Origin of the sequence: Streptosporangium oxazolinicum (assembly GCF_039537505.1) — a bacterium.
Lineage (GTDB): Bacteria > Actinomycetota > Actinomycetes > Streptosporangiales > Streptosporangiaceae > Streptosporangium > Streptosporangium oxazolinicum.
On sequence record NZ_BAABAQ010000011.1, the window covers coordinates 150057 to 174448 of the forward strand.

The following is a 24392-nucleotide window of genomic DNA, read 5'->3' on the forward strand; positions in this document are numbered from 1 at the left end:
GCCCCGGAGGTGCCCGATGACCGCCCGCCACGACGCCTGCATCCTGGCGGGCGGTCTCGCGCGAAGGCTAGGCGGGCAGGACAAGCCCGGCCTGCACGTCTCCGGCCGTCCGCTGGTCGAGTCGGTGGCCGCCGCGGTGCCCGGCGCGGCACGGCTGATCGTCGTCGGGCCGCCCCGCCCCGGGCTGCCGCACGCGATCTTCCGGCGTGAGGACCCGCCGGGGAGCGGCCCGGTCCCGGCGCTGCGGGCGGGGCTGGCCGAGGTGACCGCGCCGTGGGTGGCGCTGCTCGCCGCCGACCTCCCATTTCTGACCGCCGGGCACGTGGACGCGCTCCTGGACGCCGCCGGGGCGGGGGACGGGCAGGACGCCGCGGGGGCGGTGCTCCTCGACGACGGCGGGCGCGAGCAGTGGCTCGCCGGGGTGTGGCACACGCGGAGCCTGACACGGGCGCTCGCCCGCTACGAGGGGCGGTCGCTGCACGGGCTGCTGGCCCCGCTCTCCCCGGTCACGCTTCATCTCACCGGCCGGCCGTGGTTCGATTGCGACACCATGGACGATCTACAGCGGGCCCGGACGGTGGAGCCGGGCTCCGACGGCGAAGGCGCGGATTCCGGCGAGGGTCGCGAGAGCGGCGACGGCACGGAACGGGCGCGACCGAGGACAAGGAGCGAGAGTTGAACGTGCTGACGGAGTGGACCGCGCTGGTCTGCCGGGAGCTGGGCATCGACCCCGCGGTGGTGGACCGCGACGAGGTGCTGGACCTGACCAAGGAGGTCGCGCACGGGGTGGCCCGGCCGGCCGCGCCGCTGACGGCCTATCTGCTCGGCCTGGCCCAGGGGGCGGGCACGGCGCCGCCGGACATCGTGGAGAGACTGACCACGCTGGCGCGCAACTGGGAGCAGGCGACGACCGAGACGCTGGGCGACAAATAACGCCAAAGAAAAGGCGGCCTGTTGTTAAAGTCTGAGAAAAGGGCGACGCCGGGTGGTTACGGGGGCAAACCACCCGGCGTCGCTTCATCGGCGTTCCGACGGGGGCCCGGAACGCCGGCAACAGTGCCCCGACGGGGGACCAGGGCACTTGGCTAAAGCGTACACCTACTACCCTTGGGGTGCGTCAAGACTTAGTCACGACCCGATCTCGCGTCGATGGCGCGGAATCTGGTTTTGTCCGGAATCTTCCACGTCAGGGGCATGCGGAACTCCGCGCGGCGGCGCATTGGCCCCGATCACGGCAACGTATGGTAAAAAGATCGCCCCGGCGAAGAGTAGCAGCCGGACGGGCATCGGAGCGGGCACCGTGAAGGCGAGGACCAGGCAGATCAGCCGGATCCCCATCTTGATGAAGTAGCTCCTCTCGCGCTTGCCGATGTCGGCGCTGAGAGAGGGCCGGGCGTCCGTCACCTGATGAACCACTTGACGCCTGCGCAATCCCTTCACGATTCCCAATCTAAGCCTCATATCGGCTGGGGGCGAACGGTCATGTAATCGTGGCTTTCCGGGAAGAAGCAGGGGATGACAGATCGAACGTACCGGGTGACCGAGATAGTCGGCACTTCGGGGGAGAGCATCGAGGCCGCCGTCCGCAACGGGATCCGCAGGGCCTCCCGGACCCTGCGCCACCTCGACTGGTTCGAGGTGACCGAGATCAGGGGGCACATCGAGGAGGGGGAGATCGGCCACTTCCAGGTCGGCCTGAAGATCGGCTTCCGCCTGGAGGACGACTGAGCCTGTACGCCGGGCGCCCGGTGACGCAGACTGCGGGAATGGACGAGACGCGGGCCGCGAGGGCGGGAAGGCCGCGCGGTGCGGCGGGGACGCTGGTACGGGCCGCGCTGGCCGCGGCGGTGGTCCTCCCGACCGGCTGCGCCACCCGGGCGAGCGGCGCGCCCACCGTGCCCACCGTGCCCATCGCTCCCACCGCCACCACCGCGTCCGCCTCGCGAACCACGTCCACCGCCACCGCGCCCGCCCCGCGAGCCACGCCCGCCGCCACCGCGCCACAGCCCTCGCCCGCCGCCGACGCCGGGACGCGATCCGGGACGGAAGGGGAACCACTGCTGCGCCAGAGCGCCACCGACGTCGCGCGGACGATAGGCAGTCTCCGTAAGATCGACGACCTGCCGCTGTACGAGATGACCTTCCACGGGTCCTACGACCGCGAGGCGCCCCTCGGGGAGGAGGAGCTGGCGGGACGCGCCGACGGCTGGGCCTGCTCCCTGTTCGCCCTCGATGGCGACCGGCCGCTGTTCGGCCGTAACTTCGACTGGGACCCCAACCCGGCGCTGATCGTGCACGCCGACCCGCCCGACGGCTACGCCTCGGTCTCCGTCGTCGACCTGTTCCACCTGATCGGAGGCTCCGCCCCGCCGGACCTGTCCGCCGCGCCCGCCCGCCGCAGGATGGCTCACGCGGTGCTCGCCCCCTTCGACGGAGTCAACGAGAAGGGCCTGGCGATCGGTATGGCCACCTCACCCGAGGGCGGGCTGCCCGACCGCTCTCCCGACCGCCCCGACATCGGCAGCGTGCGCGTCATCAGGATGATGCTCGACAAGGCGGCGACCGTGGACGAGGCACTGGCGATCATGCGCCGCTACGACGTCGACTTCACGATCGGGCCGCAGGTCCACTACCTCATCGCCGATGCCGCGGGCGGATCGGCCGTCGTGGAGTACGCCGAAGGCAGGCTCAACGTCATCGACGACCGCGTGCTCACCAACTTCGGCATGACCGGCACGTCCGCCGCCCAGCGCCGGGCCGACCCCCGCTACCGCACGCTCGCCGAGGGGCTGCCCGCCGCCGGGGACTGGCGCGACGCGATGGGCCTGCTCCAGAGAGTGGCCCAGACGCACACCCGATGGTCGGTCGTCTACGACCTCACCGACGCCACCGCCCGCGTGGTGGCGGGTCGGCGATGGGACACCGTGCACACCGTCCCGCTCGTCCAGCGCTGAGCGGGCCCCGCCCGGCGAGGGCCTAGCTGGCCTGGCTGACCGTCGACATGTTGAAGTCGGGCACCCGGATCGGAGGCATGATCGCGCGGTTGAAGTAGTCGCTCCACTCGCGCGGCAGGGTCTGCTCCGAGGCGCCGACCTCGGTGAGGCGGCGCAGCAGGTCCACCGGGCTCTCGTTGAAGCGGAAGTTGTTCACCTCGCCCACGACCTCGCCGTTCTCCACCAGGTAGACGCCGTCGCGGGTCAGGCCGGTCAGCAGCAGCGTCTGCGGGTCGACCTCGCGGATGTACCACAGGCAGGTGAGCAGCAGGCCGCGCTCGGTGGAGGCGATCATCTCCTCCAGCGACCGCCCGCCTTCGGGCCCCCGCATGATCAGGTTGTCGACGGCCGGGGTCACCGGCAGGCCGGTCAGCTCGGCCGAGTGCCGGGTCTGCAGCAGGTTGGCCAGCCTGCCGCCGGAGATCCAGTCGGTGGGTGCCAGCGGCAGCCCGTTGTCGAACACCGAGTTCTCCCGGCCCGAGGCGTGCGCCACCACGAACGGCGGGCACTCGACGCCCGGCGCCGAGGGGTCACCGTAGAGGCGGATCGGCAGCTCGGAGAGGACGTCGCCGACGCGGGTGCCGCCACCGGGCCTGGAGAAGACCGTGCGCCCCTCCATGGCGTCGCGGGCTCCGGCAGTCCAGTACAGGTAGGTCATCAGGTCGGCCACGGCCGTCGGCGGCAGCAGCGTCTCGTACCGGCCCGCGGGCAGCTCGACACGGTTCTTCGCCCACTCCAGGCGCCGGGCCAGCGAGGCGTCCAGGGCGGCCACGTCGACGTCCGAGAAATCACGGGTGGACACGCCGGCCCACGCCGAGCGGCGCGTGTCGGAGGACTTGGCGTTGAGCTCCAGGCGACCGGTGGGCTGGGTGTGCCGCAGCCGGGCGCCGGTCGAGGTGCCCACGAAGGTCGTCGTGACGATGTGCTCGGCGAACCCGTACAGCCTGCGCCCGCCCGCCTCGGCCGTGGCGAAGGCCTCGCCCAGGGCGGGGGCGAAGGCACCGAACACCCCGATCGAGGTAGGCTCGGCGGGGACGTCCCAGTCACCGGAACGGGTGCCCTCCAGCAGCGGCCGGGCGTCCTCGGACGGCCGCGCGTCCTCCGCGGCGTGGTCGGCGGCGGCCACGACGTCGTCGAGCTGGTCGGGGCGGACCGCCGCCCGCGACACCACGCCCACACCGCGGCCCACGATGGAGATCACGGTCAGCTGCGAGGAACGGGACACGCCGTTGGTGGTGAGGGTGTTGTCCGCGAAGCGCAGGTTGGCACTCGACCCCTCCTGCACGATCACGACGTTGTCGTCGGCCGTGGAGAGCTCAAGGACCCTCTCGATCATCTCCTGGGGAGTCATCCCGCTCCTCTCCTTTTCTCCCACTCGCTCGCCGTACGTGCTCAACTGCCACTCTCCTGGACGGTGTTGAGGACGCGCACGCCGCGGAAGAGCGCCGACGGGCAGCCGTGGCTGACCGGGGCGACCTGGCCGGGCTGCCCCTTGCCACAGTTGAACGCCCCGCCCAGCACGTACGTCTGCGGCCCGCCGACCGCCGCCATCGAGCGCCAGAAGTCGGTCGTCGTGGCCTGGTAGGCGACGTCGCGCAGCTGCCCGGTGAGCCTGCCGTTCTCGATCGAGTAGAACCGTTCTCCGGTGAACTGGAAGTTGTACCGTTGCATGTCGATGGACCAGCTCCTGTCGCCCACCACGTAGATGCCCCGGTCGACGCCGGAGATCAGCTCCTCGGTGGTGGGGCCGCCGGGCGCCGGCCGCAGCGACACGTTGGCCATCCGCTGGATCGGGGTGTGGCCGGGGGAGTCGGCGAAGGCGCAGCCGTTGGAGGCGCCCAGGCCCTTCAGCAGCGCCATCCGCCGGTCGAGCTGGTAGCCGACCAGGACGCCGTCGGAGACGATGTCGAACTCCCTGGTCGCCACCCCCTCGTCGTCGTAGCCGATCGTGGACAGGCCGTGCTCGACGGTGCGGTCACCGGTCACGTTCATCAGCTGGGAGCCGTACACCAGCGTGCCGAGCTGGTCGAAGGTGGCGAAACTCGTCCCCGCGTACGCCGCCTCGTAGCCGAGGGCGCGGTCGAGCTCGGTGGCGTGCCCGACCGACTCGTGGATCGTCAGCCACAGGTTCGACGGGTCGATCACCAGGTCGTACGGCCCCGCCTCGACGGAGGGAGCCCGCAGCTTCTCCTCCAGCAGCTCGGGGATGCGCGCCAGCTCCTTGGGGAAGTCCCAGCCGGTGCCGGTGAGGTATTCGTACCCCCGGCCGACGGGCGGGGCGAGCGTCCGCATCGAGTCGAAGCGGCCGTCCAGCACCCTCGTCGCCCGCAGCTGGGGATGGACGCGCACCCGCTGCTGCGTGGTGGAGGTCCCGGCCGTGTCGGCGTAGAACTTCTGCTCCTTGACCTGCATCAGCGACGCCTGGACGTGGTCGACCCCGGGATCCCTCAGCAGGTCGCCCGACCAGTCGGCGAGCAGCGCCGCCTTGTCGCGCATCGGCACCTCGAACGGGTCGACCTCGTAGGAGGAGACCCAGGTGACGTCGGAGTGGACCGCCTCGGGCGCCAGCTCGACGGGCTCGCGGTTGACCGCCGCGGAGACGACCGCCACCTCCACCGCCTGCTCGGCGACCCTGACGGCCGCCTCGGGGGTGAGCTCGATGCCTCCGGCGAAGCCCCAGGTGCCGTTCTTGACGACCCGTACGGCGTAACCGAGGGTGTCGGCGTCGATGGAACCTTCCAACGCGGCGTCGGAGAGACGCAGGGTCTCCCCGCGCACGCGCTCCAGCCGGAAGTCGGCGTGCTCGGCGCCCAGGTCCCGGGCGCGCTGCAGGGCGGCGTCCGCCAGCCGGCGCAGAGGCAGAGCGAGGAAGTCGGAGTCGATCTGGCGCATGTCAACGATCCTAGCCCTGTGATCTTGTCCTTCCCGGACAAGGGGGTTACCCCCGGGTAGCCGATACCTTCTGACCATGGCTCGATCTGTTCTCGTAACCGGCGGCAATCGCGGCATCGGCCTCGCGATCGCCCGCGAACTCGCTCAGGCAGGCGACGACGTCGCCGTGACCTACCGTTCCGGCCAGCCTCCCGAGGGCCTGTTCGGCGTGCGCTGCGACGTGACCAGCACGGCCGACGTGGACGCCGCCTTCGCGAAGGTCGAGGCCGAGTACGGCCCGGTCGAGGTGCTCGTCGCCAACGCGGGCATCACCAGGGACACGCTGCTGCCGATGATGAAGGAGGAGACCTTCACCGACGTCATCGACGCGAACCTGACCGGCGCCTACCGGGTCGCCAAGCGCGCCACCCGCGGCATGCTGCGGCTCAAGCGCGGGCGCATCGTGCTGATCTCCTCGGTGGTCGCCATGCTCGGCTCGGCGGGGCAGAGCAACTACGCCGCCTCCAAGGCGGGCATGATCGGCTTCGCCCGGTCGGCCGCCAGGGAGCTGGGCGCGCGCAACATCACCGTCAACGTGGTCGCCCCCGGCTTCGTGGAGACCGACATGACGGCCGAGCTGGACGAGACGTACCAGGAGCAGATCCGGAAGAACATCCCCCTGGGCCGTTACGCCGCCCCGGAGGAGATAGCGCGCGTGGTCAGATTCCTGGCCGGCGAGGACGCCGCCTACATCACGGGGGCCGTCATCCCCGTGGACGGCGGCCTTGGAATGGGGCACTGACGTGGGAATTCTCGAAGGCAAGCGGCTTCTCGTCACCGGGGTGCTCACCGACGCCTCCATCGCCTTCTCGGTGGCCAAACTGGCCCAGGAGGAGGGCGCGCAGATCGTGCTCACCGGGTTCGGCCGGCTCAGCCTGGTCGAGCGGATCGCCAGGCGCCTGCCGGAGCCGCCCCCGGTGCTGGAGCTCGACGTCACCAACACCGAGCACCTCGACTCCCTGGCCGACCGGGTCGGCGAGCACCTCGGCGGCCTGGACGGGGTGGTGCACGCCATCGGCTTCGCGCCGCAGACCGCCCTGGGCGGCAACTTCCTGAACACCTCCTGGGAGGACGTGGCGACCGCCGTCCAGGTCTCCACGTACTCGTTCAAGTCACTCGCGGTGGCCGCGCTCCCGCTCATGAAGGAGGGCGGCGCGATCGTCGGCCTCGACTTCGACGCCACGAGGGCCTGGCCGGTGTACGACTGGATGGGCGTGGCCAAGGCCGGCCTGGAGTCCTGCTCCCGCTATCTGGCCCGCGATCTCGGCAAGCAGGGCATCCGGGTCAACCTCGTCGCCGCGGGCCCGATCAGGACCATGGCCGCCAAGAGCATCCCCGGCTTCGCGGAGTTCGAGGAGAGCTGGCCCGCCAAGGCCCCGATCGGCTGGGACATCGACGACCCGATCCCGGCGGCCAAGGCGTGCGTGGCCCTGCTGTCCGACTGGTTCCCCGCCACGACCGGTGAGATCGTCCACGTCGACGGGGGCGTCCACGCCATCGGCGGCTGAGCGCCTTCCGGCCCGGCCAAGGACCTTGGCCCTAGGCCACCCGGTGGTGCCCCGGCGGAACCGGATCGAACGGTATCGACTCCCGGATCTTCCGCCTGCTGTACAGCAGGCGGACCGCGAGGATGGCCGAGATGAGCACCGCCGTGGTGAGCACGGTGCTCGCGGTGTCGGACGACCGGCTGGGCGTCACCGGCTGTTCGCCCGGCATCTGCCGCTGGAGCTCCTCCATCACCGGGGCGGGCCACAGCAGCTCGACCCGGGGCGCCTCGGCGTCGACCACGGGCGACGGCTCGGGGGTCACCGGCTCGCCCACGTCGGTCGTGGGCGTCCCGGTGTCCGGGAGCGACGTCTCGGGGAGCGCCCGGCCGGTCGGCACCGGAACCGGGCTCTTGCGCGCGGGAGCGGCCCCCTCGGGCCGTGAGGGGCTCGCCGAGGGGGTCGCCGACGGACTGGGACTCGCCGGGCTGGGACTCGGCGGCGCCGTGGGCGACGCCGACTCCTTGGGGTCCTCGACAAGGGTGGTCACCGACGAGTCCGCGCATCCGGGCGAGGTCGCTGCGGACCGGCAGGCGTCGTCGGTGCCCCGGGGCCGGGGCGCCTGCGGGCCACCGGAGGGCTCCTTCTCCCTCTCCTTCGGGTCCTTCGCGACGGGTGGCCTCTTCTGCGGCGGGTGCTCGGAAATCGAGACGACCGGTGCCGGAGTCTCCGGCCGGTCGTGTGTCTCCCCGACGTCGGTGGACGTCTCGGCCCCGCCCCCCGCGGAGTCTCCGCCGGAGGGCAGGGGCGCGGGAGAGGGCGGGGAGACGGTGTCTTCGAGGCCGTGCACGACGTCGCCCACACCGCTCCCAAGGCCGTCCACGACCCGGCAGACCCCGCCGGTCACGGTGCCCAGCAGCCCTCCGTGATCACAGTCGTCCATCCGTGGGACGGCACTCGCCCGGACGGCACTCGCGGGCACGATCGCGACCGCCGGGATCCCGCCCCCCAGCGCCAGTGCCAGGACGCCTGCCGCCATCGCAGTTCGCACTCGTCTCCTTCGCCCCGGGTCGGACATCGGCCATGGCATCTCACCGACATCCGGGTGCCCCCGCCACCTGTTTGACAGTTTTGTAGGGAGGCCCGTTTTTTCCACGGAAAGTTGCCATTCGGTATCGACTAGTGATACGCGAGACGAATTCTCGTTCGGTTTTCGCGGGCGGCGATCCGCGCCCTCTCCCCGCGCCTCAGTCCGCGGACACGTCGTCGAGCGCCTCCCTGATCTCCACGGGGAGCGTCAGGTCCTCGGCCTGGAGCGCCCCGGACAGCTGCGCGTGGGTGCGGGCGCCGACGATGGCGGAGGACACCCCCGGCTGGTCGCGTACCCACGACAGGGCCACCGACAGCGGCGAGACGCCGAGCCCCTCGGCGGCGGTCGTCACCGACTCCACGACCCGGCGGCACCGCTCGTCGAGGTAGGGGGTGACGAAGTCGGCGAAGTGCGGGGTCGCGGCCCGGGAGTCGGCGGGGATGCCCGTGCGGTACTTCCCGGTGAGGACTCCACGACCGAGCGGCGACCAGGCGAGCACCCCCGCGCCGACGTGCTCGGCGGCGGGGATCAGCTCGCGTTCGGCCTCCCTGGCCAGGAGAGAGTACTCGACCTGGGCGGCGACGATCGGCACCCTGCCGGGGACCGCCCGCTGCCCCACGGCCGCGGTCGCCAGCTGCCAGCCCGCGTAGTCGCACACCCCGGCGTACGCGGCCCGCCCCGAGGACACGATGGCGTCCACGGCGGCCAGGGTCTCCTCCAGCGGGACGTCGGGATCGAAGGCGTGCAGCTGCCACAGGTCGACCTCGTTGACGCCCAGCCGGGTCAGGGAGGCGTCGATCGCGGCGACCAGGTGCTTCCTGGAGGCGTCGCGGGGCCTGCGCCCGGCCGGGGTGAGCACGGCCTTGGTGGACAGCACCAGCTCCGAACGCGGCACGGAGTCGCGCAGCAGCCGCCCGAGCAGCCGTTCGGCGTCGCCGCCCGTGTAGACGTCGGCGGTGTCGATGAGCGTGCCGCCGGCCTCGGCGAACATGCGGAGCTGCGCCGCGGCCTCCTCGGCGCCGGTGTCACGCCCCCACGTCATCGTCCCCAGTCCCAGACGGGACACCGACAGGCCGCTGCGGCCCACATAGCGCTGCTCCATGATCCGGCCAGGTTACCGCCCGGCCACTTAAAAGTAGTGGAGCGAAGGCTGCAAGACTTGCCCGCGTGACGACCTTGTTGCTGGCCAGACACGGCCTTACCCACCTCACCGGTCCGGTCCTCGCGGGCTGGACCCCGGATGTCCACCTCAGTGACGCGGGACGGGCCCAGGCGGAGGCGCTCGCCGCGCGGCTGACCACCCTGGAGCTGGACGCGATCGTCTCCAGCCCGCTGGAGCGGTGCCAGGAGACCGCGCAGGCGGTCGCCGAGGGACGGGGGGAGGCGGAGGTGCTGACCGACGAGCGCTTCGGCGAGTGCCGCTACGGCGAGTGGACGGGCCGCCCGATCGCCGAGCTCGCCAAGGACCCCCTCTGGCCGGTCGTGCAGGCCCACCCGAGCGCGGTGACGTTCCCCGGGGGAGAATCCCTGTCCGCCGTCCAGCACCGCGCCGTGACGGCCGTCAGGGAGTGGAACGAGCGCCTCGGTCCGAAGGCGGTCTACCTCGTCTGCAGTCACGGAGATGTGATCAAGGCCATCGTGGCCGACGCGATGGGGCTCCATCTGGACCAGTTCCAGCGGATAACCGCTGACCCGGCGTCGCTCACCGCCATTCGCTACACCCCCTTGCGCCCCTTCGTGCTCAGACTCAACGACCTGGGCGGAGATGTGGCCGGATTGCGCCTTCGGGAGGGTTCGGACGGCGAGGAGGGGGGAGAAAATCCCACCGGGAGCGATGCCGCAGTCGGCGGCGGATCCGGAACCACGTAAGGTCGGGCTATGCCGGTCTTCGACTACGATCCACCCGAGAGGTTCGTGGCCGGTGCCGTGGGGCAACCGGGATCACGAACCTTCTTCCTGCAGGCGCGGGGCCAGGGCAGGCTGACCACCGTGGCGCTGGAGAAGTTCCAGGTCGCGGCGCTGGCCGATCGCCTCGACGAGCTGCTCGACGAGGTGTTGCGACGCGGAGAGGGCAGCGTCCCCGTGCCGGCCGTCGCTCCGGCCGCGCTGACGGACAACGCCCCCCTCGACGTGCCGATCAGCGAGGACTTCCGCGTCGGCGTCATGGCCCTGGCCTGGGACTCCGAGGCGGCGCAGGTGATCATTGAGGCCAAGGAGGCCGTCGCCGAGGACGAGGAGTTCGAGCCGTCCCCGCTCGTCGAGCCCACGGTGCTGCGCGTCCACATCAGCCCGGGCGCCGCGCGGGCCTTCACCAAGCGGGCCATGGCGCTCGTCGCCGCCGGCCGCCCGCCCTGCCCGCTCTGCGCCCAGCCTCTCGATGCCGAGGGGCATATTTGTGTGCGGCTCAACGGTTACCGGGGTAGTAGCGCTTCATCTGCTGGAGGAGGCGAATGAGTGCTGAGAGCGAGCCGACGCTGAGTGCGGCGCCGGCCGCGGGGCTGGACGACGAGACCGCGACGCGTCTGCTCCGTGACGGCCAACTGGATGTGGCGGGCCGCCTGGTCGAGGCGACCAACATGACGCTCTACTGCTCGGTCCGGCTCGGTGGGCTCGCGGCGGCCTGCGTGTACAAACCGGTACGGGGTGAACGCCCCCTCTGGGACTTTCCCGACGGCACCCTGGCCGCCCGCGAGGTCGCCGCCTACGAGGTCTCCGCCGCGATCGGCTGGCGGATCGTGCCACCCACCGTCTACCGCGACGGTCCCTTCGGCCCGGGAATGTGCCAGCTCTGGATCGACACCGACCCCGAGACCGACCTGATGGTGCTGATCCGCAGCCGTCAGCCCTCGCTGCGGCGGATGGCCGTCTTCGACGCCGTCGTCAACAACGCCGACCGCAAGGGCGGCCACCTGCTGCCGCTCGCCGACGGCCACGTCTACGGCGTCGACCACGGGGTCTCCTTCGCCGCCGAGGACAAGCTCCGCACCGTGCTCTGGCAGTGGCGCGGCAAGCCCCTGTCCCGCGAGGCGATGAACGTCCTGACCCGCCTTGAGGCCGACCTGGAGCAGGGCCGTCTCGGCCGCCGCCTCCGCGAGCTCCTCACCCTCCACGAGGTCGAGGCCACCTGGACACGGGTCCGCAGGCTCCTCGACACCGGCCTGCACCCCCTGCCCTCCAAGGACTGGCCCGCCATCCCCTGGCCGCCGATCTGAGGCCCCCGCGCGGGTGCCGGGCACCCCGTGGGGAGACGGGACCGGTGACCCGTGCTACCGCGCGGCGGCGCCCGTGGTCTCGGCCGTGATGGCGCCTGTGACCTTTGCTACGGCGTCTGTGACCTCGGCCGTGGTGATCCCGTGATATCGGCCGTGGCGGCGTCTGTGGTCCCTGCCCCGGCGGTCCCCATGGTCTTGGCCGTGGTGGCGTCTGTGACCTCGGTCTCCCTCCCGAGGCGGGGCCCCGGTCCGAACCCGTCTCCCGTGAGGGCGTAACCTCCGGGCATGTGCACGGTTGTCGTCAGCATCGATCCGAGCGCCGAGATCCCCCTGATCGTGGTCGGGGTGCGCGACGAGTTCACCGACCGCCCCTGGGTCCCCCCGGCCCGGCACTGGCCGGAGAACTGGCCCGGCCTGATCGGCGGGCGTGATCTCCGGGGAGGCGGCACCTGGCTCGCCGTCGACCCCGGGGCCCGGCGGGTCGGAGCCCTCCTCAACGGGCTCGGCGTACTCGCCCCGGAGGAGACCCGCCGCTCGCGAGGTGACCTGGCGCTCCTGGCGGCGGCCGGAGGCCGGCCGGTGGAGGGTGAACTCGGTCACTACGACCCCTTCCGCCTGCTGCGGGCCGATCCCGCCGGGGCCAGCCTGTGGCACTGGGACGGGATCACGCTGGAGCGGGACGACCTTCCCCCGGGAACCCACATGATCGTCAACAGCGGGTGGGAGCGCGGCGAGGAGAACGAGCGCGTGGCGTTCTTCCGCCCCCTGTTCGCCAAGGCGGGCCGTCCCACGGAGCTCGACGGCCCCTGGGAGGAGTGGCGGGAACTCGCCACCGGGGCGGGGATCCCCTCCGAGGACCCCCGCACGATGATCATCCATCAGGAACTGCCCGACGGGCGGACCTTCGGCTCCGGGTCGGTCACCCTGCTGGCCCTCGCGCCCGGTGGCGTCCGCTACGACTTCACCGCCGACCCTCGCGATCCTGGCGCCTTCCGCCGGGTCCTCACGGAATGATCCGGTCAGTTTCCGGAGTTGAGGTGAGTGCCCACATGTCCACCACCCCGAGCCGACCGGGGTGGCCTAACTGCTGGATAGGCTGCATTTTATGAGATCGTGGTCTGAGCCGAAGGTTCCTCGGCTTCCCGGTGCCGGTGTCCCGCTGCGGTTGTTCGACACCGCCGCGCGAGAGGTCGGTCCGACAAAGCCGGGCCCCACGGCACGGATGTACGTCTGCGGCATCACGCCCTACGACGCCACCCATCTGGGCCACGCCAACACCTACCTCGCCTTCGACCTGGTCAACCGGGTCTGGCGCGACGCCGGTCACGAGGTGCACTTCACCCAGAACGCCACGGACGTCGACGACCCCCTGCTGGAACGCGCGGGGCAGACCGGCGTCGACTGGCGCGACCTGGCCGAGCGTGAGATCGAGCTGTTCCGGACCGACATGGAGGCGCTGCGCATCCTCCCGCCGCGCGACTACGTCGCCGTGACCGAGGTGATCGACCAGGTCGCCGACCTGATCGTGGCGCTGCGTGACAAGGGCGCCACCTACGACCTCGACGGCGACGTCTACTTCGACGTGGCCGCGGCCCCCAAGTTCGGTGCCGTCTCCGGCTACTCGGAGGAGCACATGCTCGCCCTGTTCGGCGAGCGCGGGGGAGATCCGGACCGGCCGGGCAAGAAGCACCCGCTCGACTGGCTGCTCTGGCGCGCGGAGCGCCCGGGGGAGCCGTCCTGGCCCTCGCCGTTCGGCCTGGGCAGGCCCGGCTGGCACATCGAGTGCACCGCGATCGCCCTGGCGAACCTGTCCAGTGGCTTCGACGTCGCCGGTGGCGGCTCCGACCTGATCTTCCCCCACCACGAGTGCGGCGCCCACGAGGGCCACGTGGCCTGCGGGGAGTGGCCCTTCGCCAGGGCGTACGTGCACGCGGGCATGGTCGCCCTGGACGGCGAGAAGATGTCCAAGTCGAAGGGCAACCTGGTCTTCGTCTCCCGCCTGCGCCGGGAGACCGACCCGATGGCGATCCGGCTCGCCCTGCTGGCACACCACTACCGCTCGGACTGGGAGTGGACCTCCGGGCAGCTGGCCTCGGCGGAGGTGCGGCTGGCCCGCTGGCGCTCGGCCGCGGGGCTACAGACCGGCCCCGACGCCGGTGTCGTGCTCGAGAGGGTACGCGCCCGGATGGCCGACGACCTGGACGCCCCCGGAGCCCTGGCGGTCGTCGACGACTGGGCCGAGCGGGCCCTGTCCGAGGGGGGCAGCGACCCGGACGCGCCGGTCCTCGTCAGGGAGACCGTGGACGCGCTGCTCGGGGTCGCGCTCTAGGCTCGGGCGGTGCCGGATGGCGCGTCCGTAGACGTTTCCGGCCGGGTGATGTGACGCTTCGGGCTCCGGGACTCTCCGGGCGGCGATCAGTGTCGGACGCCTACGGCCAGGTGGCGTCGTGCTCAGGGGTTTTGGGGGCTGCTGAACGTCTCCGGCCGGGTGACGTCGCGCTCCGGGTCTTGGGGCTCCGGGCGGCACGGCCCCGGAGTCCGGCGCCGCCCAGCATCCTTGGCGCTCCCACTACCGCCCGGACGGCCGGGGCCTGTGCCGGTCGGGGACCGCTCGGAACAGTGCCCGGAGGGCGCAGGGGAGAGAAGCGTGCCTGGGAAAGGAACCGGGAAAGGACTGAGCCCGCACCGCTCGCGCGGTGCGGGCTCAGCCTAAGCCTGAGGTCAAGGCCAGGTCAGATGACCTCGACCTTGTCGGCCTGCGGGCCCTTCTGGCCCTGCGTGGTGACGAAGCTGACACGCTGGTTCTCCTCCAGGCTGCGGTAGCCGCCGGAGTTGATAGCCGAGTAGTGCACGAAGACGTCGGCGGTGCCGTCATCCGGTGCGATGAATCCGAAGCCCTTTTCGGCGTTGAACCACTTAACGGTGCCTTCAGACAAAACTACTTCTCCTCATTGGGAGCCTCACCGAACCACCAGGTCGGCGGCACGGGGCTGCGTTGCGGACCCTACCATGCACCCGCGGAGACCATCCGGAGAAACTGTGTAACGTCCGCTGTCGGCGGACTTCTCATAAGCACTTGAGATGATAAGGCTAAGCTGAGAACTACGACTGCAACCATGCGACTCTATCCGACGCTTCCATGATGCGCAAGTCACGAAATCGAGTCGAGGAAGCGCTCCCGATCCTCCTCGGGGAGGTGGTCGACGAAGAGGGTGCCGTCGAGATGGTCGGCCTCGTGCTGCAGGACGCGGGCGAGCATGCCCAGGGCGCGGACGGTGGCGGGTTTGCCGAACATGTCGCGACCACGGGCGGTGACCATGTAGGAGCGTTCCAGCGGCCACCAGCGGCCGGGGGCGGACAGGCATGCCTCGTCGGCCACGATCTTCCGCTCGGACAGCTCCAGGCGCGGGTTGACCAGGTGGCCGGACTTGCCGTCCAGCTCGTAGACGACCACCCTGAGGGGGACGCCGATCTGCGGGGCGGCGAGTCCCGCGCGGCCCGCGCCGGCGCGCATCGTGGCCTGCAGCGACTTGACCAGGCCGCGCAGCGCGCGGTCGAAGGTGGTCACCGGCTCGGACACCGTGCGGAGCACGGGGTCGCTGAACGGTCGGATGGGCTGGACAGCCACGCGCACTCCCCGAAGCGAACGAACCGAATATCGAAGACGCTTCCCCCTGTCGCTCCGGCTCAACCGTTACCCCGTCGCCCTTTACGTTTCCGGAACGTTGCGAGTGTGCGACCTGTGCATTGCATATTTCCATGGTTAGTCACACGTAACCGGCGCACCATCACAGATAGTAAGTGTGCGTAATGCCGTCCTCCTAGGTTTCGGGATCGTAGCCCCCGAAACCGCAGCAGGAGGAACGATGGCCAAGCCCTGGATCAGTGACTGGCGGCCCGACGACCCCGACTTCTGGCAAGGACAGGGCAGGAAGGTGGCCCGCAGGAACCTGGTCTTCTCCATTTTCGCCGAGCATCTCGGATTCACGCTGTGGACCGTGTGGAGCATCGTGGCCGTGCAACTCGGCTCCTACGAGTTCTCCACCGACCAGCTCTTCTGGATGGTCGCCCTGCCCAATCTGGTCGGCTCGGCGCTGCGCATCCCGTACACCTTCGCCCCGGCCAGGTTCGGCGGCCGGAACTTCACCGTGGTCAGCGCCCTGCTGCTGCTCGTGCCCGCGGTGCTGCTGGCCGTCGCGGTGGGTGACCCCGGCACCCCCTACTGGGTGTTCCTGGTCATCGCGGCCACGGCGGGCCTGGGCGGCGGCAACTTCGCCTCCAGCATGGCCAACATCACCTACTTCTACCCCCAGGACAGGCAGGGGTCGGCGCTCGGGCTCAACGCGGCGGGCGGCAACATCGGGGTCAGCTCGGTGCAGCTCGTCATGCCCCTGGTGATCGGGGCGTTCGGCCTGGCCGCCGCGGGGCTGTTCTGGATCCCGTTCATCCTGGCCGCCGCGCTCGGGGCCTACTTCTTCATGGACAACCTGACCTCAGCCAAGGCCAGTCCCGCGGACCAGCTGAAGGTCGCCGGTAGGGCCCAGACCTGGATCATGTCGGTCCTGTACATCGGCACCTTCGGCTCCTTCATCGGCTACTCCACCGCGTTTCCGCTGCTCATCAAGAGCCAGTTCCCCGAGCAGGCCTCCCTGGTGGGGCTGGCCTTCCTCGGCCCGCTGCTCGGCTCGCTGATCCGGCCGGTCGGGGGCTGGCTGTCGGACCGGCTCGGCGGGGCGCGGGTGACGTTCGTCAACTTCGCCGCGATGGCGGGTGCGGCGGCGCTGGTCTGGCAGGGCCTGTCCCAGCACGCCTTCGCGCTGTTCTTCTGCGCCTACATGCTCCTGGTCGCCACCACCGGCATCGGCAACGGCTCGACCTACCGGATGATCCCGGCGATCTTCCGGGCCAAGGCCGTGGCGGGCATCGCCCCGGGTACGGAGGCCCACGAGGCCGCCGCGGCCATCGGGAAGCGGGACGCCTCCGCCGCGATCGGGATCATCTCCGCGATCGGCGCCTTCGGCGGGTTCTTCATCAACCGTGGATTCGGCAGCTCCATCGCCGCGACCGGGGGAGCGGGTGCCGCGCTGGCCTCCTTCGCCGCCTTCTACCTGGTGTGCGCGGTCATCACCTGGGGTTGCTACCTGCGTACCGCGGGGTCCGTGCCGAGTCTGGCGTCGGCCCGCGTGTGACCTACGGCGCGCCAGGCACCCGTCCCGCTCACATCCGGCACCGGCCCGGCCGACGGACAACTCACATCGGCCTCATCGCGAATGTGAACGCGGTTAGCGGCTTGTAGCACATCGGTAACAGAGGAGACCTCGCGGTGAAACCGCCTGAAAGCACCATCGGATCCATGCCGGTCTCACTTCACCCCCAGACGCCTGTGAAGGCTGGGACGGCGACGCACGGCGTGAACGCCGCGACGGGCGAGGCCAACGCCATCACCATCATGTCGTGTCACGGCGCCCCCGCCGCACGGGAGACGGCCCGCGTCGTGCCGTCCACCGCCCGGTGGGCCACAAGGAGCGGCACCACGACCGGTCCGGAGGGGCGGGTGCCGTTCCGCCGAGCGGTCGCTCCGCCGTCAGGGGGGCGGAGCGGCCCCGAGACCCTCCGGGGACCCGCCGAACGGCCGCGCGAGAACGTCGGGGACGCCGGGGACGCCGGGGACGTCAGGGACATCGGGTACATCGAGGACGTCGCCGGCCGGCTGGGCGACCGGGAAGGGGGCCCGGCGTGACCGGCGCGAGCGCCGGGGGACCGGCCGCGCGCCGGACGGGCGGCGAGGCCGGGGCGGACGCGGGCTGGGTGAACGCGGGCTGGGTGAACGCGGCCGCGGCGCGGCCGACGAACGAGGCGCCCCGCGAGGGGCGGGCGGACGACAGCGGAGCGGACGGGAAAAGGAGCGCGACCATGTCACGGCTCGTCGTGGTGGGACACGGACCGACATCGCACCGGCTGGTCGAGGCGCTGGTCGCCAAGGGCTTCGCGGGCAGCGTCACGGTGCTGGGGGAGGAGCCCCGGCCGGCGTACGACCGGGTGGCGCTCACCTCCTACCTGACGGGCAGGAGCATCGAGGACCTCACCTACCCGACGCCGGACGGGGTCGTGCTGCGACTGTCGTCCAGGGTCGTGGAGATCGACAGGCGGGCGCGCGAGGTCACCACCGCCGACGGCCACCGCGAGCCGTACGACGTGCTGGTGCTGGCCACCGGTTCCAGCCCGTTCGTGCCGCCGGTGCCCGGCAGGGAGCTGGACGGCTGCTTCGTCTACCGCACGATCGACGACCTCGACGCGATCAGGGAGGCCGCCTCGGGCGCCACGAGCGGCGTCGTGATCGGCGGCGGGCTGCTGGGGCTGGAGGCCGCCGACGCGCTGCGCGGCCTGGGCCTGGCGACGCACGTGGTGGAGATGGGCGGCTGGCTCATGCCCCGGCAGGTCGACGAGGGCGGCGGCGCCGTCCTGCGCGGCCACGTGGAGGCGCTCGGCCTGAGCGTGCACACCCAGGCGGGGGCCAAGGAGATCGTCGCGGGCCCGGACGGGCGGGTCGCGGGCCTGGTCAAGCCGGACGGTGAGACCGTCGAGGCGCAGATCGTGGTCTTCTCCGCGGGCGTCAGGCCCCGCGACGAGCTGGCCAGGCAGGCGGGCCTGGAGGTCGGCGGGCGCGGCGGGATCGCCGTGGACGACGGGATGCGCACCAGCGACCCGGCGATCTACGCGGTCGGCGAGTGCGCCCTGCACGAGGGCATGGTCTACGGGCTGGCGGGGCCGTGCTTCACGATGGCCGAGGTCGCCGCCGACCGCATCCTCGGCGGCGAGGCGGTCTTCACCCGCGCGGACCTGTCGACCAAGCTCAAGCTGCTCGGCGTGGAGGTCGCCCAGTTCGGCGCGATGGAGGGCGCGCTGGACGTGACCTTCATGGACCCGGTGGGCGGGGTCTACCAGAAGCTGTTCGTCAGCGACGACGCCCGCACCCTGCTCGGCGGGATCTGCGTCGGCGACGCCACCCCGTACAACACCCTCAAGCCCTTCGTCGGCCGCGACCTGCCGGGCTCGCCGAGCGAGCTGCTGTTCACCGGCGGCCCGGCGAGCATGGAGGTCCCCGACGACGCGCAGATCTGCTCCTGCAACAACGTCACCAAGGGGCAGGTGTGCGAGGCCATCGCCGAGCACGGCCTCACCGACGTCCCCGGCGTCAAGGCGTGCACCCGCGCGGGCACCACCTGCGGCAGCTGCGTCCCGACGCTCAAGCGGATCCTCGTCTCCTCGGGCGTCGAGGTCTCCAAGGCCCTGTGCGAGCACTTCGCGTACAGCAGGGCGGAGCTGTTCGACATCGTCCGGGTGCGCGGCATCACGACGTTCTCGTACCTCATCGCCGAGCACGGCACCGGGCGCGGCTGCGACGTGTGCAAGCCCGTCGTCGCCTCGATCCTCGCCTCGCTCGGCAACGGCCACATCCTCGACGGCGAGCAGGCCGCCCTGCAGGACACCAACGACCACTTCCTGGCCAACATCCAGCGCAACGGCACCTACTCGGTGGTGCCGCGCGTCCCCGGCGGGGAGATCACCCCGGACGGCCTCATCGTGATCGGCGAGGTGGCCCGCGACTTCGGCCTCTACACCAAGATCACCGGCGGGCAGCGGATCGACCTGTTCGGGGCCCGCGTGGAGCAGCTCCCGCTGATCTGGAAGCGCCTGGTGGACGCGGGCTTCGAGTCCGGGCACGCGTACGGCAAGGCGCTGCGCACGGTGAAGTCCTGCGTGGGCTCGACCTGGTGCCGGTACGGGGTGCAGGACGCCGTCGGCCTGGCCATCGCGCTGGAGCTGCGCTACCGGGGCCTGCGCTCGCCGCACAAGCTGAAGTCGGCCGTCTCCGGCTGCGCCCGCGAGTGCGCCGAGGCCCGCGGCAAGGACTTCGGCGTCATCGCCACCGAGAAGGGCTGGAACCTCTACGTGGGCGGCAACGGCGGCTTCACCCCGCGCCACGCCGACCTGTTCGCCGCCGACCTGAGCACCGAGGAGCTGGTCCGCGTCATCGACCGGTTCCTGATGTTCTACGTCCGCACCGCCGACCGCCTGCAGCGCACCTCCGTCTGGCTGGAGGCCCAGGGCCTGGCCTACGTCAAGGAGGTCGTCCTGGACGACTCCCTGGGGATCTGCGCCGACCTGGAGGCCCAGATGGAGCGGCACGTGGCCGGTTACGCCGACGAGTGGCGTGCCACGATCGAGGACCCGGAGAAGCTCCGGCGGTTCGTCTCCTTCGTCAACGCCCCCGGGACCCCGGACCCGTCGATCGCCTTCGAGACCGAGCGCGACCAGGTGAAACCGGTCCTGATCCCGCTGGAGGTCGTCCGTTCCTGAGCCGTCCCGATCCGCGTCCCCCATACCCGGCCGCACCGGATCGCCGCCACCGCACCCCCGAGGACCCGAGGAGAGGAGACCTTCACCGATGACAGCCCTGAGAGAAGACCTGGAGACGACCCGCTGGACCCCGGTCTGCTCCTACGCCGACCTGCTGCCCGAACGCGGGGCGTGCGCGCTCGTCGGCGACAGGCAGATCGCGCTGTTCCGCGCCTTCGACGGCTCCCTGTTCGCGATCGGCAACCACGATCCGTTCAGCGGCGCCCACGTCCTGTCCCGCGGGATCGTCGGCACCAGGGCCGGTGAGCCCGTGGTGGCGTCCCCCATGCACAAGCAGGTGTTCTCCCTCACGACGGGGATGTGCCTGGACGACCCCGCGGTGGCCGTGCCGACCTACCCGATCCGCGTCACCGGCGAAACGGTGGAGGTGGGCTTTCCGTGAGCACGAGCGGGTGGCCGGATACCGAGGAAACATCGAGCGAGGAGTGGTGAACGACAGATGAGCATCGCCGTTCTGGACGGTCCCGTCGGCTCTCCCGAGACCGCGCCCGACGCGCTGGCCGGGTTCACGATCGGGGTCACCGCCACCCGGCGGCGCGAGGAGTTCTGCGCGCTGCTGGAACGCAGGGGCGCCAGGGTGGTGCGCGCCCCGGCGATCCGGCTGGTGCCCCTGGCCGAGGACGCCGACCTGCTGGCCGCGACCCGCGCCAGCCTGTCCGCCCCGATCGACGACGTGGTGGTCACCACCGGGGTCGGCTTCCGAGGCTGGATGGCCGCGGCCGAGGGCTGGGGGCTCTCCACCGACCTCTCCGAGCACCTGACCTCGGCCCGGCTGCTGACCCGCGGGCCCAAGGCGCGCGGCGCGGTCAGGGCGGCGGGCCTCGCCGACCACTGGACCCCGCCCACGGAGTCGTGCGAGGAGGTCAAGCAGCACCTGCTCGCCCAGGACCTGCGCGGGCGCCGCATCGCCGTGCAGCTGCACGGGGAGCCGCTGACCGGTTTCGTGGCCGCGCTGCGCGAGGCGGGCGCGGAGGTCATCGAGGTGCCGGTCTACCGGTGGCTGCCCTACCGCGACGTGTCGCCGCTGCGGCGGCTGGTCAGCCAGGCCATCTCCGGCGGGGTGGACGCGGTGGCCTTCACCAGCGCCCCGGCCGTGCTGGCCATGCTCAACTCCGCCCGCGCGGACGGCCTGGAGGACGCGCTGATCGCGGCCTTCGCCGGGCCGGTCGTCGCCGCCTGCGTGGGCCCGGTCACCGCCGGGCCGCTGGAGGCGCGCGGGGTGCCCACCGTGCGGCCCGAGCGCTCCCGCCTGGGCACGCTGGCCCGCGCCCTCGCCAGGCACCTGCCCGAGCACAGCGTCACCCGCCTGGTCGCGGGCGGCCACCAGCTGGAGATCCGCGGCCACGCCGTCGCGGTGGACGGCGAGCTGAAGCCGCTGCCGCCGGCGCCGATGGCGGTCCTCAAGCGCCTGGCCGACAAACCGGGGCACGTGGTGGCCCGCTCCGACCTGCGGACCGTGCTCCCCGGCGGCCCGTCGCGCGACTCGGCCGAGCACGCGGTGGAGATGGCCATCACCCGACTGCGCCGCGCCCTCGGCCCCGCGGGGATCGTCGAGACGGTCGTCAAGCGCGGCTACCGCCTGGCCTGCGACCGGGGCGAAGGCCTGTGACGACGCTGGTCCTGGCCGGGCACGGGACGCGCAGCGCGAGGGGGGAGGAGACCCTGGCCGGACTGCGGGACCTGGTGCGCGGGGGCCGCCGGGGAACGCGCGTGGAGCAGGCGTTCCTGGAGATCAGCTCACCTCTGCTGGCCGACGTGCTGCCCAGCCTGCCCGGCCCCGTCGTGGTGGTCCCGCTGCTGCTGGCGGGCGGCTACCACGTGCACATCGACCTGCCCTCCGTGGTGGCCGAGGCCAGGCCGGACGCCGTGGTGGCGGCCCCGCTGGGACCGCACGCGCTGCTCACCTCGGTCCTCGCCAGGCGGCTGTCCGCCGCGGGGCTGAGGGCGGCCGACTCGGTGATCCTGGGAGCGGCGGGCTCGTCCGACCCCGCCGCGCTGGCCGACGTGCGGGCGGCGGCCCGGCTGCTGGCGGTCCGGCTCTCCCGCCCGGTCACCGCGGCCTTCGCCGCGACGGGATCCCCGTCGGTCGCCGAGGCCCTGGACCGGCTGCGCTCGGGACCGGCGCCGCGGATCGCGCTGGCCTCCTATCTTCTGGCGCCCGGCTTCTTCCAGGACCGCCTGGAGGCGTCCGGCGCCGACCTGGTCGCCGCCCCCCTGGGGGTGGACGCCGACCTGGCCGCGCTGGTGTGGGCCCGGTTCGACCAGGCCCGCCTGGCATCGGTGGCCCCGGGAGGTGTCCGGGCCCGCCCGGCGTCCGTGCCCGCGGGGCCCGGCCAGGCGCGCCAGGCCCCGCAGGGGGCCGGGCGTCCCGGGTCCGGCGGGGTCCGTCTGGCGCCGGTTGTCCCGGACGCCGATCAGACCCGCCGGGGCTCCAGCCTCAGCTCCTGGACGATCTCCTCGGCGGCCTCGTCCCGCGACGGCAGGGAGTCGGGGCCGAGAAGGATCTCGTAGTAGGCGTGGCGGAAGCACCCGGCGAGCAGCAGCCGGGCGCTGGCGACCGGGACGACCTCGGGGGAGAGGCGCCCCGCCCGCTGCTCGGCCGCCAGGTACGCGGTGAGCGGGACGATCTCGGACATCGGGCCGATGTCGCTGTCGCGCATCGCCTCGCGGAAGCGGACGGTGACCGAGGGGGAGGTGAAGGCGGGCAGCGCCGCCGACTGGACCTCGCAGTAGTAGTCGATGCCGGCTCGCGCGATGGGCAGCAGGTTCTCGGTCACCCGGCCCTTGCCGACCAGGTACATCAGGTCGTCGAGGATGCGCCGCCAGACCGGGAGCCGGTCCTGCAGCAGGGCCAGGAACATGTCGACGGCGTGCCCGGCCTCGGTGCCCCGGGAGCGCGGCCGCGAGGCGTCGTCGGCCTCCTCGCGCTTCATGAACGCGGCCAGTTCGAGGACGCGGAGCCGGGCATCCTGTGCGTTCCGGTGCGGGTCGGCGGTCTTGTGGTACGGATCGATACGGGGAGTCGCCATGGTCGCCCTAACGTGCGCAGTCACATGGACAGATGGTCGTGACGGTGATGCGTCGTTCACCGGTGTCCGCGAGGCCGTGTCCTTTTCGGCCGCGCGGTCGCCGACGTCCGGTCTTCCGCTCGGCGCGCCCCCGGCGGGCGGGGCGTGCCCGATCAGTGCCTGTCGACCCGGGCTCGCCCCCAGGCTCAATCTTGGTTCAACCTAGGCGAAAAACAGCGGCCGGTGGTAACCGTACGCCGTGAGTTCAGCCGTCGGAGTCACGGTCGCGGCGGCGCAGATAGCGCTCGAACTCGGCGGCGATGGCGTCGCCGCTCGCCTCGGGCAGCTCGGCGGCGTCCTTGCGCTCCTCAAGCTCCTTGACGTACTCGGCGACCTCGCTGTCCTGGGAGGCGAGCTCGTCGACGCCGTGCTCCCAGGCCCGGGACTCCTCGGCCAGCTCGCCCAGCGGCATCGGGATGTCGAGCAGGTCCTCCATCCGGCTGAGCAGCGCCATGGTGGCCTTCGGGTTGGGCGGCTGGGCCACGTAGTGCGGCACCGAGGCCCACAGCGACACGGCGTGCAGCCCGGCGGCGCCCAGGGAGTGCTGCAGGACGCCGACGATGCCCGTCGGCCCCTCGTAGCGGCTCAGCTCCAGGTTGATCGCCCTGGCCAGGCCCTCGTCGGTCGCCGACCCCACGATCGGCACCGGGCGGGTGTGCGGTGAGTCGTTGAGCAGCGCGCCGAGCAGGACCGCGAGCTCGACCCCCAGCTCGCGGCAGACCAGCACGATCTCCTCGCAGAACGCGCGCCAGCGCATGTTGGGCTCGATGCCGCGCAGCAGGACCACGTCGCGGTCGACGCCCGGGGGCCTGGCCACCGACAGCTTGGTGGTCGGCCAGGTGATGGAGCGCGTCAGCCCCTCACCCATCTCGACGATCGGGCGGGTCACCTGGAAGTCGTAGTATTCCTCCGGGTCCAGGGAGACCAGCGGGGTCGCCTTCCACTCGTCCTCCAGGTGCGCGATCACTCCGCTCGAGGCCTCACCCGCGTCGTTCCACCCCTCGAACGCGGCGATCATCACCGGGTCGACGAGCTCGGGCAGACCTTCGATCTCGATCACGCGCCCCCTCCTTCTCACCTCACGTCCTATCCGGCTAAGCCTATGCGGTGAGGGGGCCTTCACGTCACCTTCCCGGCGCGGTACGGACGATCAGGACGTCACGGGCCCGCGCGGGCGTCACACGCCGGACGGG

26 protein-coding genes are annotated in these 24392 nt (G+C 71.8%); 17 read left to right on the forward strand and 9 right to left on the reverse strand.

The annotated features are described in order from the left end of the window. Window positions 1–16 precede the first annotated feature (16 nt). Window positions 17–679 carry a molybdenum cofactor guanylyltransferase gene (gene mobA / locus ABD817_RS26935; RefSeq protein WP_344920952.1) on the forward strand — a complete coding sequence of 221 codons (663 nt, stop codon included), beginning with the start codon at window positions 17–19 and terminating at the stop codon, window positions 677–679. A gap of 2 nt (window positions 680–681) precedes the next feature. After that, window positions 682–933 carry a DUF6457 domain-containing protein gene (locus tag ABD817_RS26940; RefSeq protein ID WP_329094000.1) on the forward strand — a complete coding sequence of 84 codons (252 nt, stop codon included), beginning with the start codon at window positions 682–684 and terminating at the stop codon, window positions 931–933. Window positions 934–1128: 195 nt separating this feature from the next. On the opposite strand, the gene ABD817_RS26945 is transcribed toward ABD817_RS26940, so the two are convergent. Continuing rightward, window positions 1129–1440, reverse strand: a complete 312-nt coding sequence (locus ABD817_RS26945) for a DUF3099 domain-containing protein (protein ID WP_344920954.1) — start codon at window positions 1438–1440, stop codon at window positions 1129–1131. A 75-nt stretch (window positions 1441–1515) separates the two neighbouring features. On the opposite strand from ABD817_RS26945, the gene ABD817_RS26950 reads away from it, so the two are divergent. After that, on the forward strand, window positions 1516–1728 hold the full coding sequence (locus ABD817_RS26950) for a dodecin (RefSeq protein ID WP_344920956.1): 213 nt from the start codon (window positions 1516–1518) through the stop codon (window positions 1726–1728). A 38-nt stretch (window positions 1729–1766) separates the two neighbouring features. Then, complete coding sequence (locus ABD817_RS26955; RefSeq protein WP_344920957.1) at window positions 1767–2954, forward strand: linear amide C-N hydrolase; 1188 nt, start codon at window positions 1767–1769, stop codon at window positions 2952–2954. A gap of 22 nt (window positions 2955–2976) precedes the next feature. On the opposite strand, the gene ABD817_RS26960 is transcribed toward ABD817_RS26955, so the two are convergent. Both ABD817_RS26960 and ABD817_RS26965 read right to left on the reverse strand, forming a co-directional pair. Continuing rightward, complete coding sequence (locus ABD817_RS26960) at window positions 2977–4344, reverse strand: metallopeptidase TldD-related protein (RefSeq protein WP_344920959.1); 1368 nt, start codon at window positions 4342–4344, stop codon at window positions 2977–2979. A gap of 41 nt (window positions 4345–4385) precedes the next feature. After that, window positions 4386–5885, reverse strand: coding sequence for a TldD/PmbA family protein (locus tag ABD817_RS26965; RefSeq protein WP_344920960.1), 1500 nt, complete (start codon window positions 5883–5885; stop codon window positions 4386–4388). Between the two features lie 76 nt (window positions 5886–5961). On the opposite strand from ABD817_RS26965, the gene ABD817_RS26970 reads away from it, so the two are divergent. Further along, complete coding sequence (locus ABD817_RS26970; RefSeq protein WP_344920961.1) at window positions 5962–6666, forward strand: beta-ketoacyl-ACP reductase; 705 nt, start codon at window positions 5962–5964, stop codon at window positions 6664–6666. A gap of 1 nt (window position 6667) precedes the next feature. Further along, window positions 6668–7432, forward strand: coding sequence for an enoyl-ACP reductase FabI (gene fabI, locus ABD817_RS26975; protein WP_344920962.1), 765 nt, complete (start codon window positions 6668–6670; stop codon window positions 7430–7432). 31 nt (window positions 7433–7463) lie between these two features. Here the strand turns inward: fabI and ABD817_RS26980 are convergent, their stop codons facing one another. Together ABD817_RS26980 and ABD817_RS26985 are read right to left on the reverse strand one after the other, a co-directional pair. Then, complete coding sequence (locus ABD817_RS26980) at window positions 7464–8459, reverse strand: hypothetical protein (protein WP_344920963.1); 996 nt, start codon at window positions 8457–8459, stop codon at window positions 7464–7466. A gap of 196 nt (window positions 8460–8655) precedes the next feature. Further along, window positions 8656–9600, reverse strand: coding sequence for an aldo/keto reductase (locus ABD817_RS26985; RefSeq protein ID WP_344920964.1), 945 nt, complete (start codon window positions 9598–9600; stop codon window positions 8656–8658). Window positions 9601–9665: 65 nt separating this feature from the next. Here ABD817_RS26985 and ABD817_RS26990 point away from each other — a divergent pair, with 65 nt between their 5' ends. The 5 genes from ABD817_RS26990 (at window position 9666) to mshC (ending at window position 14039) form a co-directional block, all read left to right on the forward strand. Beyond that, window positions 9666–10367, forward strand: coding sequence for a histidine phosphatase family protein (locus tag ABD817_RS26990; protein WP_344920965.1), 702 nt, complete (start codon window positions 9666–9668; stop codon window positions 10365–10367). Window positions 10368–10376: 9 nt separating this feature from the next. After that, entirely contained in the window at window positions 10377–10952 is a 576-nt protein-coding gene (locus ABD817_RS26995) for a DUF3090 domain-containing protein (protein ID WP_329079244.1), read from the forward strand. Beyond that, the gene (locus ABD817_RS27000; protein ID WP_344920966.1) at window positions 10949–11710 is read left to right on the forward strand and encodes an SCO1664 family protein; all 762 of its coding nucleotides are present in this window, start codon (window positions 10949–10951) and stop codon (window positions 11708–11710) included. The genes ABD817_RS26995 and ABD817_RS27000 overlap by 4 nt, the downstream gene beginning before the upstream one ends. A 285-nt stretch (window positions 11711–11995) precedes the next feature. Further along, window positions 11996–12724, forward strand: a complete 729-nt coding sequence (locus tag ABD817_RS27005) for an NRDE family protein (protein ID WP_344920967.1) — start codon at window positions 11996–11998, stop codon at window positions 12722–12724. A 91-nt stretch (window positions 12725–12815) separates the two neighbouring features. Continuing rightward, entirely contained in the window at window positions 12816–14039 is a 1224-nt protein-coding gene (gene mshC / locus ABD817_RS27010) for a cysteine--1-D-myo-inosityl 2-amino-2-deoxy-alpha-D-glucopyranoside ligase (RefSeq protein ID WP_344920968.1), read from the forward strand. A gap of 403 nt (window positions 14040–14442) precedes the next feature. Here the strand turns inward: mshC and ABD817_RS27015 are convergent, their stop codons facing one another. Beyond that, a complete protein-coding gene (locus ABD817_RS27015; RefSeq protein ID WP_329079252.1) occupies window positions 14443–14646 on the reverse strand; it encodes a cold-shock protein in 204 nt (67 codons plus the stop codon). Between the two features lie 215 nt (window positions 14647–14861). Then, window positions 14862–15338 (reverse strand): peptide deformylase, encoded by a 477-nt coding sequence (gene def, locus ABD817_RS27020; RefSeq protein WP_344920969.1) that lies wholly within the window; start codon window positions 15336–15338, stop codon window positions 14862–14864. A gap of 238 nt (window positions 15339–15576) precedes the next feature. Here def and ABD817_RS27025 point away from each other — a divergent pair, with 238 nt between their 5' ends. The 6 genes from ABD817_RS27025 to ABD817_RS27050 all read left to right on the forward strand — a co-directional run bounded on the left by ABD817_RS27025 (window position 15577) and on the right by ABD817_RS27050 (window position 22642). Further along, a complete protein-coding gene (locus ABD817_RS27025) occupies window positions 15577–16899 on the forward strand; it encodes an MFS transporter (RefSeq protein ID WP_344920970.1) in 1323 nt (440 codons plus the stop codon). A 164-nt stretch (window positions 16900–17063) separates the two neighbouring features. Next, window positions 17064–17450 carry a hypothetical protein gene (locus ABD817_RS27030; protein ID WP_344920971.1) on the forward strand — a complete coding sequence of 129 codons (387 nt, stop codon included), beginning with the start codon at window positions 17064–17066 and terminating at the stop codon, window positions 17448–17450. A 173-nt stretch (window positions 17451–17623) separates the two neighbouring features. Further along, window positions 17624–20071 (forward strand): nitrite reductase large subunit NirB, encoded by a 2448-nt coding sequence (gene nirB / locus ABD817_RS27035; RefSeq protein ID WP_344921180.1) that lies wholly within the window; start codon window positions 17624–17626, stop codon window positions 20069–20071. Between the two features lie 88 nt (window positions 20072–20159). Next, window positions 20160–20513, forward strand: coding sequence for a nitrite reductase small subunit NirD (gene nirD, locus ABD817_RS27040; protein WP_344920972.1), 354 nt, complete (start codon window positions 20160–20162; stop codon window positions 20511–20513). Window positions 20514–20570: 57 nt separating this feature from the next. Further along, window positions 20571–21740, forward strand: coding sequence for a uroporphyrinogen-III synthase (locus ABD817_RS27045; RefSeq protein ID WP_344920973.1), 1170 nt, complete (start codon window positions 20571–20573; stop codon window positions 21738–21740). Next, window positions 21737–22642, forward strand: coding sequence for a sirohydrochlorin chelatase (locus ABD817_RS27050; RefSeq protein ID WP_344920974.1), 906 nt, complete (start codon window positions 21737–21739; stop codon window positions 22640–22642). The genes ABD817_RS27045 and ABD817_RS27050 overlap by 4 nt, the downstream gene beginning before the upstream one ends. Here ABD817_RS27050 and ABD817_RS27055 read toward each other — a convergent pair. Both ABD817_RS27055 and ABD817_RS27060 read right to left on the reverse strand, forming a co-directional pair. Next, window positions 22546–23184: a hypothetical protein gene (locus ABD817_RS27055; protein ID WP_344920975.1), complete on the reverse strand. Its 639-nt coding sequence runs from the start codon at window positions 23182–23184 to the stop codon at window positions 22546–22548. The two genes, ABD817_RS27050 and ABD817_RS27055, sit on opposite strands and share 97 nt — an antisense overlap. 220 nt (window positions 23185–23404) lie before the next feature. Then, window positions 23405–24259 carry a PAC2 family protein gene (locus ABD817_RS27060; RefSeq protein ID WP_329079264.1) on the reverse strand — a complete coding sequence of 285 codons (855 nt, stop codon included), beginning with the start codon at window positions 24257–24259 and terminating at the stop codon, window positions 23405–23407. Window positions 24260–24392: the final 133 nt, after the last annotated feature.

What these genes read in the sequence shown, in the direction of transcription:
- mobA (WP_344920952.1), top strand. Translation starts at nt 17, where the DNA reads ATGACCGCCCGCCACGACGCCTGCATCCTGGCGGGCGGTCTCGCGCGA.
- ABD817_RS26950 (WP_344920956.1), top strand. Translation starts at nt 1,516, where the DNA reads ATGACAGATCGAACGTACCGGGTGACCGAGATAGTCGGCACTTCGGGG.
- ABD817_RS26955 (WP_344920957.1), top strand. Translation starts at nt 1,767, where the DNA reads ATGGACGAGACGCGGGCCGCGAGGGCGGGAAGGCCGCGCGGTGCGGCG.
- ABD817_RS26960 (WP_344920959.1), bottom strand. Translation starts at nt 4,344, where the DNA reads ATGACTCCCCAGGAGATGATCGAGAGGGTCCTTGAGCTCTCCACGGCC.
- ABD817_RS26965 (WP_344920960.1), bottom strand. Translation starts at nt 5,885, where the DNA reads ATGCGCCAGATCGACTCCGACTTCCTCGCTCTGCCTCTGCGCCGGCTG.
- ABD817_RS26970 (WP_344920961.1), top strand. Translation starts at nt 5,962, where the DNA reads ATGGCTCGATCTGTTCTCGTAACCGGCGGCAATCGCGGCATCGGCCTC.
- ABD817_RS26985 (WP_344920964.1), bottom strand. Translation starts at nt 9,600, where the DNA reads ATGGAGCAGCGCTATGTGGGCCGCAGCGGCCTGTCGGTGTCCCGTCTG.
- ABD817_RS26995 (WP_329079244.1), top strand. Translation starts at nt 10,377, where the DNA reads ATGCCGGTCTTCGACTACGATCCACCCGAGAGGTTCGTGGCCGGTGCC.
- ABD817_RS27000 (WP_344920966.1), top strand. Translation starts at nt 10,949, where the DNA reads ATGAGTGCTGAGAGCGAGCCGACGCTGAGTGCGGCGCCGGCCGCGGGG.
- ABD817_RS27005 (WP_344920967.1), top strand. Translation starts at nt 11,996, where the DNA reads ATGTGCACGGTTGTCGTCAGCATCGATCCGAGCGCCGAGATCCCCCTG.
- mshC (WP_344920968.1), top strand. Translation starts at nt 12,816, where the DNA reads ATGAGATCGTGGTCTGAGCCGAAGGTTCCTCGGCTTCCCGGTGCCGGT.
- ABD817_RS27025 (WP_344920970.1), top strand. Translation starts at nt 15,577, where the DNA reads ATGGCCAAGCCCTGGATCAGTGACTGGCGGCCCGACGACCCCGACTTC.
- ABD817_RS27030 (WP_344920971.1), top strand. Translation starts at nt 17,064, where the DNA reads ATGCCGGTCTCACTTCACCCCCAGACGCCTGTGAAGGCTGGGACGGCG.
- nirB (WP_344921180.1), top strand. Translation starts at nt 17,624, where the DNA reads ATGTCACGGCTCGTCGTGGTGGGACACGGACCGACATCGCACCGGCTG.
- nirD (WP_344920972.1), top strand. Translation starts at nt 20,160, where the DNA reads ATGACAGCCCTGAGAGAAGACCTGGAGACGACCCGCTGGACCCCGGTC.
- ABD817_RS27045 (WP_344920973.1), top strand. Translation starts at nt 20,571, where the DNA reads ATGAGCATCGCCGTTCTGGACGGTCCCGTCGGCTCTCCCGAGACCGCG.